Annotated in this window: 15 protein-coding genes; 4 read left to right on the top strand and 11 right to left on the bottom strand. The window is 58.6% G+C overall.

The window, feature by feature from the left end:
• Positions 1–41: 41 nt before the first annotated feature.
• From AC27VJ_RS07295 to AC27VJ_RS07285, 3 genes are read right to left on the bottom strand one after another with little or no spacing between them, the layout of a single operon-like run.
• The gene (locus tag AC27VJ_RS07295) at positions 42–863 is read right to left on the bottom strand and encodes a carbohydrate ABC transporter permease (protein WP_488683441.1); all 822 of its coding nucleotides are present in this window, start codon (positions 861–863) and stop codon (positions 42–44) included.
• Complete coding sequence (locus tag AC27VJ_RS07290) at positions 863–1,783, bottom strand: carbohydrate ABC transporter permease (RefSeq protein WP_488683796.1); 921 nt, start codon at positions 1,781–1,783, stop codon at positions 863–865. The genes AC27VJ_RS07295 and AC27VJ_RS07290 overlap by 1 nt, the downstream gene beginning before the upstream one ends.
• A gap of 2 nt (positions 1,784–1,785) precedes the next feature.
• Positions 1,786–2,931 (bottom strand): ABC transporter ATP-binding protein, encoded by a 1,146-nt coding sequence (locus AC27VJ_RS07285; RefSeq protein WP_488683440.1) that lies wholly within the window; start codon positions 2,929–2,931, stop codon positions 1,786–1,788.
• A 302-nt stretch (positions 2,932–3,233) separates the two neighbouring features.
• On the opposite strand from AC27VJ_RS07285, the gene AC27VJ_RS07280 reads away from it, so the two are divergent.
• The 4 genes from AC27VJ_RS07280 (at position 3,234) to AC27VJ_RS07265 (ending at position 7,105) form a co-directional block, all read left to right on the top strand.
• On the top strand, positions 3,234–4,313 hold the full coding sequence (locus AC27VJ_RS07280; RefSeq protein WP_488683439.1) for a D-alanyl-D-alanine carboxypeptidase family protein: 1,080 nt from the start codon (positions 3,234–3,236) through the stop codon (positions 4,311–4,313).
• Between the two features lie 159 nt (positions 4,314–4,472).
• On the top strand, positions 4,473–5,510 hold the full coding sequence (locus AC27VJ_RS07275; protein ID WP_488683438.1) for an ABC transporter ATP-binding protein: 1,038 nt from the start codon (positions 4,473–4,475) through the stop codon (positions 5,508–5,510).
• A 4-nt stretch (positions 5,511–5,514) separates the two neighbouring features.
• Positions 5,515–6,303 (top strand): ABC transporter permease, encoded by a 789-nt coding sequence (locus AC27VJ_RS07270; protein ID WP_488683437.1) that lies wholly within the window; start codon positions 5,515–5,517, stop codon positions 6,301–6,303.
• A gap of 1 nt (position 6,304) precedes the next feature.
• Positions 6,305–7,105 carry an ABC transporter permease gene (locus tag AC27VJ_RS07265; protein ID WP_488683436.1) on the top strand — a complete coding sequence of 267 codons (801 nt, stop codon included), beginning with the start codon at positions 6,305–6,307 and terminating at the stop codon, positions 7,103–7,105.
• A 154-nt stretch (positions 7,106–7,259) separates the two neighbouring features.
• On the opposite strand, the gene AC27VJ_RS07260 is transcribed toward AC27VJ_RS07265, so the two are convergent.
• The 8 genes from AC27VJ_RS07260 to AC27VJ_RS07225 all read right to left on the bottom strand — a co-directional run bounded on the left by AC27VJ_RS07260 (position 7,260) and on the right by AC27VJ_RS07225 (position 16,540).
• Positions 7,260–8,519, bottom strand: coding sequence for an NAD(P)/FAD-dependent oxidoreductase (locus AC27VJ_RS07260; RefSeq protein ID WP_488683435.1), 1,260 nt, complete (start codon positions 8,517–8,519; stop codon positions 7,260–7,262).
• On the bottom strand, positions 8,516–10,015 hold the full coding sequence (locus AC27VJ_RS07255; RefSeq protein ID WP_488683434.1) for a tripartite tricarboxylate transporter permease: 1,500 nt from the start codon (positions 10,013–10,015) through the stop codon (positions 8,516–8,518). The genes AC27VJ_RS07260 and AC27VJ_RS07255 overlap by 4 nt, the downstream gene beginning before the upstream one ends.
• A 10-nt stretch (positions 10,016–10,025) precedes the next feature.
• Complete coding sequence (locus AC27VJ_RS07250; RefSeq protein WP_488683433.1) at positions 10,026–10,484, bottom strand: tripartite tricarboxylate transporter TctB family protein; 459 nt, start codon at positions 10,482–10,484, stop codon at positions 10,026–10,028.
• Between the two features lie 13 nt (positions 10,485–10,497).
• Entirely contained in the window at positions 10,498–12,870 is a 2,373-nt protein-coding gene (locus AC27VJ_RS07245) for a molybdopterin-dependent oxidoreductase (RefSeq protein WP_488683432.1), read from the bottom strand.
• Position 12,871: 1 nt separating this feature from the next.
• A complete protein-coding gene (locus AC27VJ_RS07240; RefSeq protein WP_488683431.1) occupies positions 12,872–13,843 on the bottom strand; it encodes a Bug family tripartite tricarboxylate transporter substrate binding protein in 972 nt (323 codons plus the stop codon).
• A 112-nt stretch (positions 13,844–13,955) separates the two neighbouring features.
• Positions 13,956–14,735, bottom strand: coding sequence for an SDR family oxidoreductase (locus AC27VJ_RS07235; protein WP_488683430.1), 780 nt, complete (start codon positions 14,733–14,735; stop codon positions 13,956–13,958).
• A 10-nt stretch (positions 14,736–14,745) separates the two neighbouring features.
• The gene (locus AC27VJ_RS07230; RefSeq protein WP_488683429.1) at positions 14,746–15,690 is read right to left on the bottom strand and encodes a 4-hydroxy-tetrahydrodipicolinate synthase family protein; all 945 of its coding nucleotides are present in this window, start codon (positions 15,688–15,690) and stop codon (positions 14,746–14,748) included.
• 148 nt (positions 15,691–15,838) lie between these two features.
• Positions 15,839–16,540 (bottom strand): TetR/AcrR family transcriptional regulator, encoded by a 702-nt coding sequence (locus tag AC27VJ_RS07225; protein ID WP_488683428.1) that lies wholly within the window; start codon positions 16,538–16,540, stop codon positions 15,839–15,841.
• Positions 16,541–16,730: the final 190 nt, after the last annotated feature.

Here is a 16,730-nt window from a genome sequence, read left to right as displayed (position 1 = left end):
TCGGTCTCCAGAGAGTTCGGTTGGGGAGGAGGAGAGGGAAGTTACTTCACGCCGGTCATGGTGATGCCCGCGATGAAATGTCGTCTGGCCAGCAGGAAGCAGATGACCATGGGTGCCGTGATGATTGTTGCGCCCGCCATCAGCGCACCGTAATTCGCTCCGGATTCGACATCCGAGAAGAACAGCATGCCAAGTGGGGGCGGGGCCAGATTGGTATCGGTAACGACGATCATCGGCCAGTAAAGGTCGTTCCAATGCGCCACCAGCGAGAAAACGGAGAAAGCGGCCAGCGAAGGCAGCGACCCGCGTAGCACCAGCCGCCAGCAGATTTCCAACTCCGAAAACCCGTCCATGCGCGCCGCCTCGATGATTTCATCGGGGTAACTGCGGAAAGACTGATTGAAGAGAAAGATGGCAAAGACGGAAAGCAGGAACGGCATCATCATCGCGAAATAGGTGTTCAGCAGTTGCGCCTTTGCCAGCCCAACGAATAGCGGCAGTGCCAGCGCCTGAATGGGTACGCAGAGTGCGGCAATCACCAGTGTCAGCAGCAGCTTGCGGCCGGGAAAACGCAGTTTCGCCAGGGCATAAGCCGCCGGAACCGCGGTCAGAATCTGCACGATCAGAATGCCGAAACAGACAATGACGCCGTTCATCATGAAACGCAGCATCGGCACTTGGCTGGCAGCGCGCGTGTAATTGTCCACTGCGTCAAAATTCTGCGGGATCGGCCAGAGCGATACGCTGAAGATTTCCGCTGGCGAGCGGATCGAGGTCAGAAACATCCAGTAGAACGGCAGGAGCATCACGAATGCGCCTGCGGTGAGGATGACATGCGGCAGGTATTTGCGAAGCGCGACCATCAGTAATGCACCTTCCGGTCCATGTGCAGCGTCTGACCGATTGACAGAACCAGAACGATGACGAGGAAAATCAGCGTCAGGGCGGCTGCGTAACCGGTGTTGGAATACTCAAAACCCTCGAGATACAGCGCAAACAGCAGCACTTCCGATCCGGACCGGCCCTTGGTCAGAACCGCCACCGTCTCAAAAACCTTGAAGGCGGAGATCGAGGTGGTGACGACGACGAACATCGTGGTCGGTCCCAGCATCGGCCATGTGACTTTGAAGAAGCGGTCGATCGGATTCTTTGCGCCATCTAGCCGGATCGCCTCATGCAAGTCCTTCGGAATGGCCGTCAGGCCAGCCAGAACCAGAACCATGTTGAAGCCGAGCACCTGCCAGATGCCGATAATGGCCATGGTCGGAATGAGCAGCGACGGGTTGGATAGAAAGCCCACGGGCTCGAAACCCATCCATTTGATCGCTGCGTTGACGGGACCAAGCGATGGGTGGAGCAGGAACTGAAACACCGTTGCCATAGCCACCAGCGTCGCCGTGACGGGCAGGAAGTAGGCGATTTCCCAGAAAGCACGGCTACGCTTGCGGTTATAGACCAGAAGCGCGATGCCGAGCGCTAGGAACACGCCTGCGGGAATCACGATGACCGCGTAAAGCACGGTATTCGCCAAAGCGCGCAAAAAGACGGGGTCGCTGAATGCCTTCTGAAAATTATGGAAGCCAACGAATTTTGTCGATAGCGCGCCGAGTTGATAGTCGGTGACCGAGAAGACGGCGAGGACGATCATCGGGATGATATAGATCGCCAGCAGGAGCAAAACTGCGGGCAAGACGAACAGAATGCCGCGCCATGCCATGCGCCGCGCCGTCGATGATCTTTGAGATCTCGTCTTGGAAATGGTCTCGGTAATTGGGGTGACCATGCTCACGCCGGCACCTGTTCGTGAACCGTGATTTCGCAGCGCTTCTCGTCGGAGCCGAAGAGATGCGCATTGCCCTTGGCAAAGCCAAGCCGAATTTTGCCTTCGCTCCCAGCGCCCAGTTGATCGCCCGCCCTTTGGCGCATGACGATATGGATGGAGTCATCATCGCTCAACTGGCAGGTCACGAAACGGTCAGCGCCTTGCGTTTCGGTGCGCAGAACACGCGCTTCAATGCCATCAGCGGCAGGAAAAATGTCTTCGGCACGAAGGCCAAGCGTTGCCGGGCCAGAGGCAATGTTTGAGGTGCGAAGACCGAGTTTGCGCCCGAACAGGACGATCTCGCCGGATGCATCCGTTTCGACAGGCAGCAGATTGATCGACGGCGTGCCGATGAACCGCGCTACAGTCAGCGTCGCGGGCTGCTGGTAAAGCTCATCCGGCGTGCCCAGTTGCTCAATATGGCCTTCCGACATCAGCGCGATGCGGTCGGACATCGTCATCGCTTCGATCTGGTCATGGGTGACATAAATGAATGTCGCGCCAAGGCGGCTGTGCAGATTGGTGAGTTCCCCGCGCATATGGGCGCGCAGCTTGGCATCGAGGTTCGATAACGGCTCGTCCATGAGAAAGGCAGCAGGCGAACGCACAAGCGCCCGGGCAAGCGCCACGCGCTGGCGTTGTCCGCCGGAAAGCTGGGCGGGTCTGCGATCCAGTAAATGGCTGATCTGGAGAACATCTGCCGCATCCATGACTGCGGCGTCGATCTCGCGCACTATCTCGGCATTGGAGACCATGCGTCCGATCAGCGGAAATCTTGCCCAGAACGACAGGCGGCGCATGCGTAGCGGCGTCGCAATATTGTCGCGCACGGTCATGTGCGGATAAAGCGCGTAGGACTGGAACACCATGGCAAGGTTGCGATCCGCCGGATCGACATCCGTCACATCGCGGCTGCCGATGGAAACGCTGCCGCGATCTGCCGCTTCCAGACCCGCGATGATCCGCAGCAATGTGGACTTGCCACATCCAGACATGCCCACAAGCGAAAGAAATTCGCCGGGACGAATGGAAAGGTCGATGCCTTTGAGCACATCATCTGCTCCAAAGCCTTTTCCTATTCCCGAAATATTTAGCGATTGAGGCTGCATTCTGCGCTCCTTTTCGAAGGCGCGTATGAAGCCGCTACATGACGGTGTTGCGACAGTTTTGAGAAGATTCCGTAACGCTGAAATGCTTGGAAGATCAGGGGTTGTGCGTCTAGAGATAGCAGTGTCGCATCACGCGCAGAACGACGGTGATTGCCATATCGTCGAAAAACTCTTCGTGAACGTCTCAAATCCATACACCAAGCCGCTGCTTTGTCCTTGACTTGCCAAAGTCACGCCTTAGCAGAGGCTTGTGCCCGAAAGGCCTCTCATGCCATGAGGGCACAAGCCGTGGAGACTGAACAATGATAAGAACCATCGTGGCCGGACACTTTTGGGCAGGACTGGCGTTTGGAGCATCCGTTTTTGCAAGCGGCATTGCCAATGCAACGCCTGTTCTGGTCGTGGACACTGCAAGTCACCAAGTCCTCTATCAGGAGGATGCGGGAGTGCCCTGGTATCCGGCATCGACAACGAAGCTTATGACGGCGCTCGTTGTTTTCGAAGCGCTGCGAGTCGGTGACGTCACGCTGACGACGCCCGTGATGATGACACGCAATGCCACGAAGCAGGCCTTTCTGGAATCGGGCCTCACCTTCGGCCGGACGATGACACTTGAGGACGCGCTCTTTGCAGCGTTGACCGCCTCGGCAAACGACGTCGCAGTCGCTCTCGCAGAAGCCGTGGCATCGGACGAAGCTGCCTTCGTTCAAAGAATGAATGCCGAAGCGACGCGCCTTGGCATGACAGGAACGCATTTTGCCAGCCCCAATGGCCTGTTCAGCCGCAGCAACTATTCCACCGCGCGCGATCTTGCGCTGCTTGGCATGGAAATCGACCGGGCGTTTCCGGAATATAGCCGCTTCTTTCAGGATTCTGCCGTCACGATTGACGGCAAAGAGATCAAATCCAACAACGCCCTCTTGACCCGCTTCAGCGGCACGGTTGGCATGAAAACAGGCTTCCTCTGCGCATCTGGCCGCAACTATGTCGGCCTTGCGACACGAAATGGAAAGCGTGTGATGGTGGTGATGCTGGGCGCGACGACGGAGCGCGAACGCAATGAACGATCCGCGCAATATCTGACTGAGGCCTTCGACGGTCGCTTGAACCCTTCCGGCCCTTTAGAGGCGTTACAGAACCGCACGGATGTCGCGCCGCAGGACATGCGCATCCGGCTCTGCACCGACAAAAGCGTGGCTTACGAAGCCGAGCGTGAAGCGCTTTACCCCATGGGACTGCCAGGCCACGAGACCTATCTGAACGACCAGATCGAAGGCAAGGTCCGTGCAATCATCACATGGGCGAGCGACACGGCAATTGACGTGCCGGTTCCGAAGCCACGTCCGTTGACACAACCACAGGCGACGGGCTCTGCGGGCTGAGTGTTTGGCCTCGACGTCAGGGTTAGAAGTGCGGAGCCGTATAGCTTTACAGCGGTTCCGTGACGCGGTGAGGTCGCGTTGGATTCAGCATTGCCGGTCGTCGTATAACAGTCATACTGGGCGTGTACCTGCTGATTTCCTCCCGCCGGATTCGCTGCCATGCCTCCCATCATTCATGCAGATAATGCTAAAAAATGGTTTGCTCAAAGGGTGCCGCAGCCGGGCCTTTACGGGGCGCTGCTCAACTTTCTGGCGCCCGTGACGAAGCAGGTCAAGGCGGTGGATGGCATATCCTTTGCCATCGAAGCTGGAGAGGCCGTGGGATATCTCGGTCCCAACGGCGCGGGCAAGTCCACCATGATCAAGATGCTGACGGGTGTTCTGGTGCCGACATCCGGCTCTGTCGAGGTGCTTGGTCGTGTGCCCCATGCGGATCGCATCGCCAATGCGCGCGACATCGGCGTGGTGTTCGGCCAGCGCAGCCAGTTGTGGTGGGAGCTGCCACTTTTTGAAAGTTTCGAGCTGCATCGGCGCATATACCGGATCGAACAGGCGCAATTTGAGAAAGCTCAGGCTGACCTTGTCGATATGCTGCAGATCGGCCCCTTTTTCGATAGGCCGGTGCGGCAACTGAGCCTCGGTCAGCGCATGCGCGGCGAGATTGCGATGACGCTGTTGCACCAGCCCAAAATCCTGTTTCTCGACGAGCCGACAATCGGCCTCGATGTCGTGGCGAAGGATGTGGTGCGCAAACTGCTGGCCCGTATCAACCGGGAGCGTGGCACGACGATCATCCTGACCACTCACGATCTGCGTGATATCGAGGAAATATGTCCTCGACTGATCATGGTCGATGATGGAAAGCTGTTGTTCGACGGACCACTGGCAGGCCTCAACGCGTCCTTCGGTGCAAGACGTAAACTTACGCTGGAATTCGCTACCGACCCCGGAACGGTCAAGCTTGCCGATGCCGAGCCGGCAGGTGGCGAGGGGATTGTTCGCACATTCTGGCTGACGGATGAAAATCGCTCGCTGGTCGATATCGTCACCACACTTGTGGCCGACGCCAAGCTGGTAGACGTGCACCTGCACGAACCGGATATTGAAGAGGTCATCCGCACCTATTATCAGTCCAGGGAGGCATCGACAAAACCGGACGCTGCCAAGTCCGTGCTGATGTCAAAGCGTGCGGGGTAGCACCATGTTTCTCGCTTTTGCTTCAGCTGGCTTTCGCATTCAGGCAAGTTTTCGCGCGCAGTTCTGGTTCAAGCTGTTCGGGGGCGTGCTGAACGTGGTCGCCCGCGTCTCGATATGGCAGGCAGTGCTTTCCCATGGTGCGGCCTCGACCGATATCAGCCTTCAGCAGATGATCACCTATTCGATCCTCGGTGCAACCATGTTTTCGACCTGGGACGCCAACCAGATTTTGCGCGAGATCGGCGCGGATATCCGCAGCGGTGATGTTATCAGCCAGCTTATGCGGCCTTACAGCTACCCTGTCTCGCTGTTCGCGCGTCAGCTGGGCGTGCGTGGTCATGAAATGCTTATGGTTGGTATCCCTGTTTTCATTCTCATGAGCGCAATCTACGGCGTGCAGCCACCAGCGAGCTTAGGGCATGCCGCGCTGTTCGTCATCGCTATCGGGCTGTCACTGCTGCTGCTGTTCACGATCTCCATTGCCGTTTCCATGATCGGCTTTTGGGTTATGGATATGTTGTCGCTGGAATGGTTGCTGCGTGGCACACTCGCGCTGTTTTCCGGCGGCCTCGTGCCACTGTGGTTTTACCCAGATGCCTTGGCCAGCTCAGTCCTCCATCTGCCCTTCGCCTGGATCACATTTTATCCGCTGGCGATCTATCTCGGTGAGCTGGATTTGGCAGCAAGTGTGCTGCATCTTTTCTACGGCGCGATCTGGGCCGTGCTTTTGATTTGCATCGTGGGCCTTATGTGGCGGGCTGCCTGCCGCCGCATGGTCGTGCAGGGAGGCTGAAATGCGACATACGCTTTCGCTCTATATGCATATCATGCGCATGCAATTGCGCACCCGGCTGCAGTATCGTGGAAACCTCGTCATCGGCTGGGTCGCACAGGCCTTCGGTTATGCCAGCGTTTATACGACCATTTGGATCATCGCCAGCCGGTTTGAAAGGCTGGGAGGATGGGTCTGGCCAGAAATTGCTTTTATGCTCGGCTTCCATGTTCTCGGTTACGCGCTTGGCGCCGTTTTCACTCTGGTACAGCTGCGCAATATGGAAGAGCTGGTGCGGCTGGGCACTTACGATACCCTGCTGGTGCGGCCGGTCAGCCCTTGGGCATTTCTGGCTTTTTCCGGAATCAATATCGAATATGGAGGCCATATTGCGCTTGGGATCGGACTGATGGTGTGGGCGCTGCCGCAACTGACCATAGACTGGTCGGTGCTGACAGCACTGCAGCTTGCCGCAAGCCTCATCAGCGCAGCATTGCTGACTGGCGCGATGCTGACAATTGTCGGCGCCATGGCGCTGGTGCTCAGTCGCTCACGCTATCTGTTCGGCATTTATTTCGATTTCTGGGAACTGTCGCGTTATCCGCTGACCATTTTTGCGCTTCCCCTCCAGTTCCTCCTCTTATCGGTGGTGCCTCTCGGCTACATGGCCTACGTGCCAGTCGCATCATTGCTGGGCAAGCCCGTACCGCTTATTGGTGAGGCTGCACCGCTGGCTTCCATTTTGGCAGGTCCAGCAGCCGTGTTGGTGGCTTCCGTGGTATGGAAGGCCTGCCAGCGCCGATATCAGGGCGCAGGTGGATGAGGGTTGTCAGTCAAGCATCGACGCCTGCCTCATCAGTTCAAGAGGTAGAGTTCGATCAAGCGTTTCATGGCAAAACTGGATTTGCACTGCCTATGTCCCGGATGTTGCGGGATTCGTCATGATTGTTGTTTTTGAGACGAACAGGACTCTTGTTTTAAAACCTGCCTGCTGAAAACGCGGCCAGATCTATCGGCGATGGCCGGTCTGCGATAACGTCGGCAACCAGGCATCCGGTGACAGGTCCTGTTGCCAGACCGACATGGCCATGACCGAAGGCGTAGACGATGTCTGGGGTTTGGCTGGAACGGCCGATGACCGGCAGCCCATCGGGTGTGGATGGGCGATGCCCCATCCAGCGATCGATGCGGCTTTCATCGAAGGGAGCCGAGAGGTCGGAATAGGTGCGTTTGGCGTGCCGTAGCAGGATATCCGCGCGCGCCCAGTCAGGCGCCGCGCTGCTGTTGGCAAGTTCAACCTGACCCGCGATCCGCAAGCCTGCCAGCGTCGGATTGTTCCCCATCTTCCCGTCCCCAGGCATAATCGGCATCGTACCCGTGGCGATGTCATGGGGTATGACGACATGATAACCACGCTCGCTTTCAAGCGGTACGGTGTCACCCGCCAGCGCTGCCAGACCCTTGGAATGAATACCCGCAGCGATGACTGCCCGGTCACATGCAATCGTGTCTGTTTCTGTCTGGACGGCAGTCAGTTTCTGCCCCGTCAGCTCAAAGCCTGTCACCTTCGCCGTGACGAGTTTCGCACCCAGCCCAACGGCATGCGCAACAATGGCGGTGACATAGCCGCCCGGATCGACACAATGGCCGCCCTTCTCGACAATCACCCCGAAGCCATAGCGTGGATCAAGATTGGGTTCGAGGGCGTGCAGTTCAGTCGGGGATAGCTCGCGGAAAGCGACACCGTTTTTGCGCCGTAATGACCATGCCAGCGCCTCTGCGTCGAAGGCCGCGCGGTCGGGATAGGCGTAGATCAGTCCCTTGCGCAGAATGAGATCGGAGCGGCCGATCTCTTGCGCCAACTTTTCGTGCCTTTCCGGTGCGTCGTGAAGCAGCGTGGAGAGAATGCCTGCCGTTCGCTCCACCTTGGCAACGGTCGCGCCCGCCGCAACAAAGCGCAGGAGCCATGGCGCAAGCCGAAGAATATGGCGCCAGCGAATGGCTAGCGGCCCGGCAGGATCAGCCATCATACCCGGCAGTCTCTTCCAAAGGCCCGGCATGGAAATGGGGATAATCGATGCCGGGCTTAGCCAGCCGCTGTTGCCGTAACTCGCGGCCTGTCGTCCACCTGGCTGGCCTGGCTCCACAATGGTCACCGCATGACCATCCCTTAGCAGTTCGATGGCGGTTGCTGCACCGACAATCCCGGCACCGATAATGACAACATGCTTTGTCATTCCTGAAACGCCTCCTGCCGAACGGAGCCGAATTTCGGCAGGATCATCAGAACCAGAATGACGGCAGCGGCAACCAGAAGAACCGCCGAAATGGGCCTATCAACGAATACCGACACGCTGCCTTTGGACAGGAACAGGGCGCGGCGAAAATTCTCTTCCATCAGAGGGCCGAGTATAAGGCCCATGACCAAAGGTGCTGCATCGCAATCGAGCTTGGCGAAGACGTAGCCAAGCACACCGAATATCGCCAGCAGCCACAGATCGAACACCGAGTTACCGAGGGAAAAGACGCCGATGGTGCAGAACACGATGATGGCGGGATAAAGATACTGGAACGGCACCGTCAGCAGCTTGGTCCAGATGCCGATCAGCGGCAGGTTCAAGACCAATAGCATCAGATTGCCAACCCACATGGAAACGATGACACCCCAAAAGATTTGCGGGTGATCGCTGATCAATGTCGGGCCGGGGGCTATGCCCTGCATGATCAGGGCACCGAACATCAGCGCCATGACGGCATTGGCCGGAAGCCCGAGCGTCAGCAGGGGCACGAAGGATGTCTGCGCTCCGGCATTGTTGGCGCTTTCCGGCGCAGCCACGCCCTCGATGGCACCTTCGCCAAAGCCTTCCGGGGGCTTTGCCACGCGCTTTTCGACGGCGTAGGCGGCAAAGGCGGCAAGCAGGGCTCCGCTGCCGGGTAGAAGACCAAGCACGGAGCCGATGCCGGTGCCGCGCAGGATAGACGGAGCCATGCGGCGAAAATCCTCGCGGCTCGGCAACATGGAGAAGAAGGGTGCCTTGATGGCCGTGCGACTGCCGGTATTTTCCAGATCGCGCACCAGTTCGCCGATGCCGAACAGCCCCATGGCAACGATGACGAAATTGACGCCGCTCGAAAGCTCTTCATAGCCAAGCATAAAGCGAGGTGCTGCTGTTTGAACGTCCTGCCCGACCAATCCGATCAATATGCCGATGAAGACCATGCCGAGCGCCTTGGGTAACGATCCCCGCGCCAGAACGATGGATGCAATAAGGCCGAGGATCATCAGGGAGAAATATTCGGCAGGGCCGAATAACAGCCCGAATTCGGCAAGAGAGGGTGCAAAAAGCGCAAGCAGAAGTGTCGCCACGGTTCCCGCAAAGAATGAGCCGAGGGCAGCAGTGGCGAGAGCCACGCCCGCCCGGCCCTTGCGCGCCATCTTGTATCCATCGATGGCTGTCACCACGGATGAGGCTTCTCCAGGCAGGTTGAGCAGAATCGCCGTCGTGGAGCCGCCATATTGCGCCCCGTAATAAATCCCGGCAAGCATGATCAACGATGTCACCGGCTCAAGTCCGATGGTGAAGGGCAGAAGAATAGACATGGTTGCAGCCGGTCCCAGCCCCGGAAGAACACCGACAAGTGTGCCGAGCAACGTTCCGATGAAGCACCAGAACAGATTGTTGGGCATCGTTGCCTGATCGAGACCGAGAAGCAGCGCGTGAACGGTTTCCATTGATCTCTCCTCAGATGCCGAACCAGGGACCGATGATGGCGACGGGCATGCCAAGGCCCGTTACGAAACCCAGCCCGCAGACGATCCCGAGGAACAAGCCATAGATCGCCATCGGCAGCGGGCGGAAGGGGCGTGAAGCCAATGCAGCAGTCAGACTGCAAATGGCAACGGAAACCAGCAGCCCCGCACCGCGCACGGTGATGCCGAAGACGATGATGGACAGCACGATGACGCCGAGTTTCTGGAGATCGAAATGCAGGGCTTCGCGTGAGGCCGTTGATTTGAAGGACTGCACGAGGACAATGATGCCCATGACGATCAGGCCTGATGCCACCATGGTCGGAAAGCCCGCAGGACCGATGCGGCGCAGCGTGCCGAATGGCAATTGAAAACTGCCGATCAAAAAGGCGGCGCCAATCACCATGAACAAAACTCCGGCAAGCAATTCGGCATTCATGCGTCGAGACATTGTTCTACCTCGTTCATTCGGCGGGCGTTGACTGGCGTGGGTCTGCAACGAAGGTCATGGGCTGGTAGATTGTCACTTCCGGCACGTCGCCGTGATATCTTTTCACCTCGACCAGACAGGCATTGGGACTTGGCCCCTGTGCCAGCCGGGAGGTGCCATGATCCGGGGTCAGCACATTCGGATTACCATTGAGTTCCAGCGATCCGGGCTGCGAGGGATCGACGGGATTGAACCACGCGCCGGTTGCAAGCTGCACCACGCCCGGCATGAGGTCGTCGCTGATCGCGACAACGGCGAGGCACGTGCCGCGTGAATTGGTGACTTCGACAAGGTCTCCATCTTCGACACCCCGCGCTTTCCCGTCCGCCGGATTGATGCGCAGCGGCTGGCGGCCACCCGCTTTCGTGCGCCGTGATGGCGCTGCGTGATCCCACTGGCTGTGCAACTTGTCATGCGGCTGGCAGGAGAGAAGATGCAAAGGGTAGGTTGCTGCAGATGCCGCGCCTAGCCATTCGCGCGGTGCAAGCCATGCCGGATGGCCGAGGCAGTCATCATAGCCGAATTGGGCGATGACCTCGGACGCAAGTTCGATACGTCCCGATGGCGTGCGCAGCGCTGCCTTCTCCGGGTCGGCACGGAAGGCGGCAAGGAAAGGTTCATCCTTGTGCTGCGGGGCCTCTACGATACTGTCTTCCTTGAATCCTGAGAACTCCGGCAATTGGATATTCCGAGACGCGGCGTCCTTGCTGGCGTCGTCGTAAAGGCGCCGTAGCCACTGCTCTTCGCTCAAGCCTTCGGTGAACGCCTCTTCGACATCAAGGCGACTGGCTAACCGACGGAGGATTTCGTGGTCCGTGGGCACATCAGCGGGCGCAGGCGCGATGGCCGTGGAATAGGCGATGAAGTTGTCACGGCCACTTGCGACGACGTCATCTCGCTCGAAAAACGTTGCGGCGGGCAGCACGATATCGGCATGGCGTGCGTGGGCGTTCCAGAAATGCTCGTGCGCGATGATCGTTTGCGGCTTCTGCCACGCTTCGACAAGACGATTGAGGTCTTGATGATGGTGAAACGGATTGCCGCCCGCCCAATAGACGAGCTGGATATCCGGGTAGGTCCGTCTTTCACCATTGTGCTCATATTCGCTTCCGGGTGAAAGCAGCATATCGGCAATACGCGCAACGGGAATGTAGTCTGCCACCGGATTGCGGCCTTGCGGCAATGATGGCCAGCGCACCTTGGACGCCGCCTGGCCGATGCTGGCAACGGAGGCATAGCCGAAGCCGAAGCCCTGGCCGGGAAGACCGATGCCGCCCAGTAGTGAGGCGAGCGCGATGGCGGCCCAATAGGGTTGCTCGCCGTGGTCGGCGCGCTGCAAGGCCCAGGCCATCATGATGAAGGTCTTTTTCGCTGCCATCTGCCGCGCCAGATCGGCGATGGCCTGCGTCTCGATGCCGGTGATGCCGGAGGCCCAGATCGCGTCCTTTGCGATGCCGTCTTTCTCACCCATCACATAGGCGCGGAATGTCTCGAAGCCCGATGTGTATCGGGAGATAAATGCCACGTCGTGAAGGCTCTCAGAAATCAATGTGTGTGACAGCGCCAGTATCAAAGCCGTGTCCGTGCATGGCCGAAGCGGCAGCCATTCCGCTTCAAGGCTTTCCTCCACATCGTCGCTGACGGGTGAAATGTTGATCATTCGCGTGCCGCATGCTTTGCACGCCAGAAGTGCCTCGCGAGCCATATGCCGCGTCACGCCGCCCGCATTGACCTGCGCGTTGCGCAAGGGCGTGCCGCCAAACATGACAATCAGTTCGGCATGGCCGACGATCTGGCTCCACGGCGTGTGTCCCGTGATCAGACCGTTCGTCGTTCCAATCACATGCGGAAGGATCACCTCCCCCGCCGCATAACTATAGGTCTGGACGGATCGCACCGACCCGCCTGCCACATTGAAGAACCGTTTCAGTTGGCTTTGCGCGTGGTGGAAGCGTCCGGCGCTGGACCAGCCGTAGGAGCCGGAAAAGATCGATCCGCTGCCATAGTCAGTTTTGACGCGGGTAATTTCGGCAGCCACCAGATCAAGCGCCTCATCCCAGGGCACTTCCACGAACGGTTCGGCCCCGCGTCGTCCATGGCGTGTCGCGCCGCCATGTTCCAGAAAGGAGCGACGCACCGCAGGTCTCAAGATTCGCGACGGTGCAAGACGGTCCGCAATCAGGTCGGTCCCGAAGAAAGCCGGGTTCGGGTCATCCTTCAATGGTTCCAGACGATCTGGCGTTGGTCCCGGCGCATAGAAACCCCAGTGGGTTCCCACGACACGCCTGTGTTGCGAAGGCTCCGGGCCCTGCGTCATATCGCTGAAATTCACCGGAGCCTTGCTCATATCATTCAACCTTGATGCCTGCTGAATCGACGATCTTGCGGTAACGCTCCGTCTCATCGGTGACGAATGTCTTGAGATCGGCATTGTTCTTATACATCGGCTCGAAACCGAAAACGGTCAGCTTTTCCTTGAATTTGCCGGAGTTCACGACCTTGCTGACCGCAGCACCCAGATATTCGGCCGCGGCGGGATCAAGGTCTTTCGGCCCCCAAACGCCGTACCATGAGACCATATCCAGTGGCTGCATACCGCTCTCCTCGACCGTCGGAACATCCGGCGCAAGGGGAGACCGCTTCGGGCTGGTCACGGCAAGCGCTTTCAGGCGACCGGATTTGACATGCGGAAGCGAAGACAGCATCGGGTCGGCCATCAACTGCACCTGTCCGCCCATCATGTCGGTCAATGCCGGGCCAGCACCTTTGTAGGTGACGATATCGACATCGACATCCGCCTGGGCCTTCAACGCCTCCAATGCGAGATGGCCTGCAGAACCGTAGCCGGACGTTGCGAAATTGAAGCTGTCCGGGTCCGCTTGCACCTCGGCAAAAAAGTCCTTCAGTGTATTGGCCTTGGTCTCGGGATTGGTGATCACCAGAAGCGGGCCGGCGGCAATTCCGGCAATCGGCGTAAAGTCCTTCTGGACGTCGAAAGGAACGTTCTTGTTGATTAGCGGGGTGACGACGTGGATGGAGGCGTTCAGGAGAAGCGTGTAGCCATCGGGCGCGGCCTTGACGACTTCCGATGAACCGACGATGCCGCCTGCGCCGCCTGCACGGTTATCCACCACGAAGGTCTTGCCGGTGGAGGCGGAAAGCTCTGTTGCCAGCACGCGCGCCACGCCATCGACCGCGCCGCCTGGCGGGTAAGGCACGACGATGCTGACAGGCCGTTCGGGATAGTCCGCGGCTGCGGCGATACCGGCTGTCACGGTCGCGATGGTCGCGGCGAGCAAAAGTGATCCAATGGTCTTCATGACTGAACGATTCCTTCCTGTTTGCGGACACGAGTATGGGTTCGCGGCACGGCTGCACCAACGGATTGCGCGACGATCGACAGAGCGTCGTGTGTAAAGCTGTTCCGGTTCCTCAGAAGGTTCCGGGGTATTGACCACCATCGATCAGCAAATTCTGTGCCGTGACGAAACCAGCATTCGTCGAGCACAGAAAGGCGATATAGTCACCCACTTCCGCCGGTTCGCCATAACGCCCGGCAGGATTTTGCTTTGCGCGCTCGCGCCAGATGTCATCGAAAGGACGGCCACTTTCCTGCGCCAGAACCTCGACATGCTGGCGCTGACCATCCGAGGCGACGATGCCCGGAAGCACGTTATTGATCGTCACGTTCCGGCTGATGGTCTGCCGCGCTAGACCGGCGACGAAACCCACGAGCCCGGAGCGGGCCGCATTCGACATGCCCAGTTCCGGCTGGGCGATCTTGACGCTGCGCGACACGATGTTGACGATGCGACCGAAGCCGCGCTCCATCATGCCGTCCACTGTCAAGCGGATCATATCGATTGGCGTCAGCATCATGCGGTCGATACCGCGCAGCCAGTCCTCTCTCGCCCAGTTGCGAAAGTCACCCGGCAGTTCGCCATCGGCATTGTTCACCAGAATGTCGGGCGCAGGGCAGGCAGCCAATGCGTCCTGTCGACCCTGAACAGTGGTGATGTCGCCCACCACGGTCGTGACCCGCGCGCCGGTGAGGTCGCGGATCTCCTGCGCCGTTGCCGCCAGAATTTCTGGCGTGCGGGCAAGAATGGTCAGCTCAACATTCTCCCGTGCGAGTGCAAGCGCTGCGGCCTTGCCCATGCCGCGGCTGGCACCAGTGACGAGTGCGTGGCGACCGGATATCCCCAGATCCATCGGGGCGCCCTCACGCAGCCAGAGCGGAAGGGTTGATTTTCCAGCCGTAGACCTTGTCGAGGCCGAGTTCCTGCACGATGCGAACGCCGCGCGCCAAGGCCTCGCCTTCCAGACCCGTGAGTGGACGGCGCAACTCGCCAGCTGGCAGACCGACCGCCTTCATCAGTGACTTCACCGCAACAGGGTTGATGGCCGAATAATTGAAATGCAGCAGCGGCAGCAGGCGCAGATAGGTGTCGCGGAAACCTTCCGCCTCGGTATAGCTCGCCCATGGGCGAGACATGACGGCAACTTCGGCCGGTGCGATATTGCCGCTCATATTGGCCGTGCCGTGGCCGCCAAGGCTCATCGTCGGTACCACGAGGCCGAGATTGGGACTGTCGCAGCACATGACAGAGACGTCAGGACGTGCGGCAAGCACCTGCGCAACCTGACCCACGCGCGCCGTGGACTCCTTGTGGATCACATAGTTCGGATGCTTGAAGATGCGCAGAAGATGATCCCAATGCAGGTCGCTCTTGACGCGGGGCGGGTTGTTGTAAAGGCCAAGCGGTAGGTCGGTTGCGTCGGCGATTTCAAGGAAATATCGCTCGATATCGGCCTCCGGCGCACAGATATAGGCGGGCGCCGCAAGGATTGCGCCGTCCGCACCATTGTCGCGGGCGAATTTCACGTTGTCGATGGTGACATCGGTATTGTTGCCGGTGCAGCCGTAGAAGATCGGCATTTTTTCCGACTTCATTTTCGCCGTTTCCACGATGATCCGGCGCTTCTCATCCTGGGAAAGCATCGAGACTTCGCCAGTAGACCCCATGATGAGCACAGCCGACGTACCGTTGGTCTCGTGGAACTGAAGAAGCTCGCGAAACGCGCCGATATCCACATTGCCGGAACGATCGAACGGTGTGATGAGGGCGACGAAGGAACCGGTTATCTTCCTGGCGGCTGCGGACATCTGGTCTTGCTCCTATGGAAATAAACAATATTTCAAACATAGTTTTAATTATGAGACCGTCAACGATTTTGAATAGTCATTTTGCCCGCAATCGAGGCAGGATTTGCCCAATTTCGCGGCATTTTTGGAAGAATCTGCCTTTGGTGGGTTAAGGTTTCGGGCGGATCGCTTGCACCTGCGGCGCAGAGAACCCGGCGCAGATATAGGCTACCAGCTGAGAAATGATCTCTTCGTCATCATCCGTGTCACACAGGCCGCCGGAGAGCTGTTTAAGCCGAAATGTCGCATGATCGGAATCGATCAGGATCTGCATCACCGCACCGATGGAGAAATTATAACGCCAGAAGACATCGCTGCGCGACAGCGTCGGCAGGGCTTTTCCAAAAGCGTCGATGAAGCGGAAGACTGCCGGATCGACCCGCCGCATGAAAAATCGAGTCGTCATTTCGCGAGGGCGAGAGCGGATTTGCAGGATGAGCCGGGTCAATGGGCGCGCGCCATCGGCGTCGCGGCTCAACTGAACCATGGGTCGCACCAGAGCCTCGGCCACGGCTTCAAGTGTGGGGGTAGCCGGAGCCGCCGCTGCCTCGCATGCGTCGAGCGCCGCCACGCGCGCATTCGTATAGGGCTCCATCATGATGTTGAGGACTTCGCTGATCAGTTCATCCTTAGAGCCAAAGTAGTAATTGATCGCAGCCACATTCACATCCGCCCGCAACGTGATTTCACGCACGGTGGCCAGATCGAAACCCTGCTCTATGAAGACATCACGGGCTGCATTGATAATGCGCTCACGCGGCTCGACCACGGCGTTTTCGACAGCGGTAGAGCCCTGCGCTTTTCTTGCCATTTGCCCGAATTCTCCAAACCGTAAAGACACCCAGAGCCTGAACGGCCTGAAACAATCCGGGCCATATAGCACGTTGCGATAGGAATGTTATCGGCAGTTTAAAACAGTCGTCGCAACACAGATAAATTGGAGGTTGTAGAGATGTTTGGCAAGCGCTGTCGGTCTGGATGGATGCACCTTGTACACGGAG

It is taken from the genome of Agrobacterium sp. 20P9.1.2, assembly GCF_057799395.1.
The sequence above is the reverse complement of the archived record's forward strand: the minus strand, read 5'-3'. Positions and strand labels throughout refer to the sequence as shown.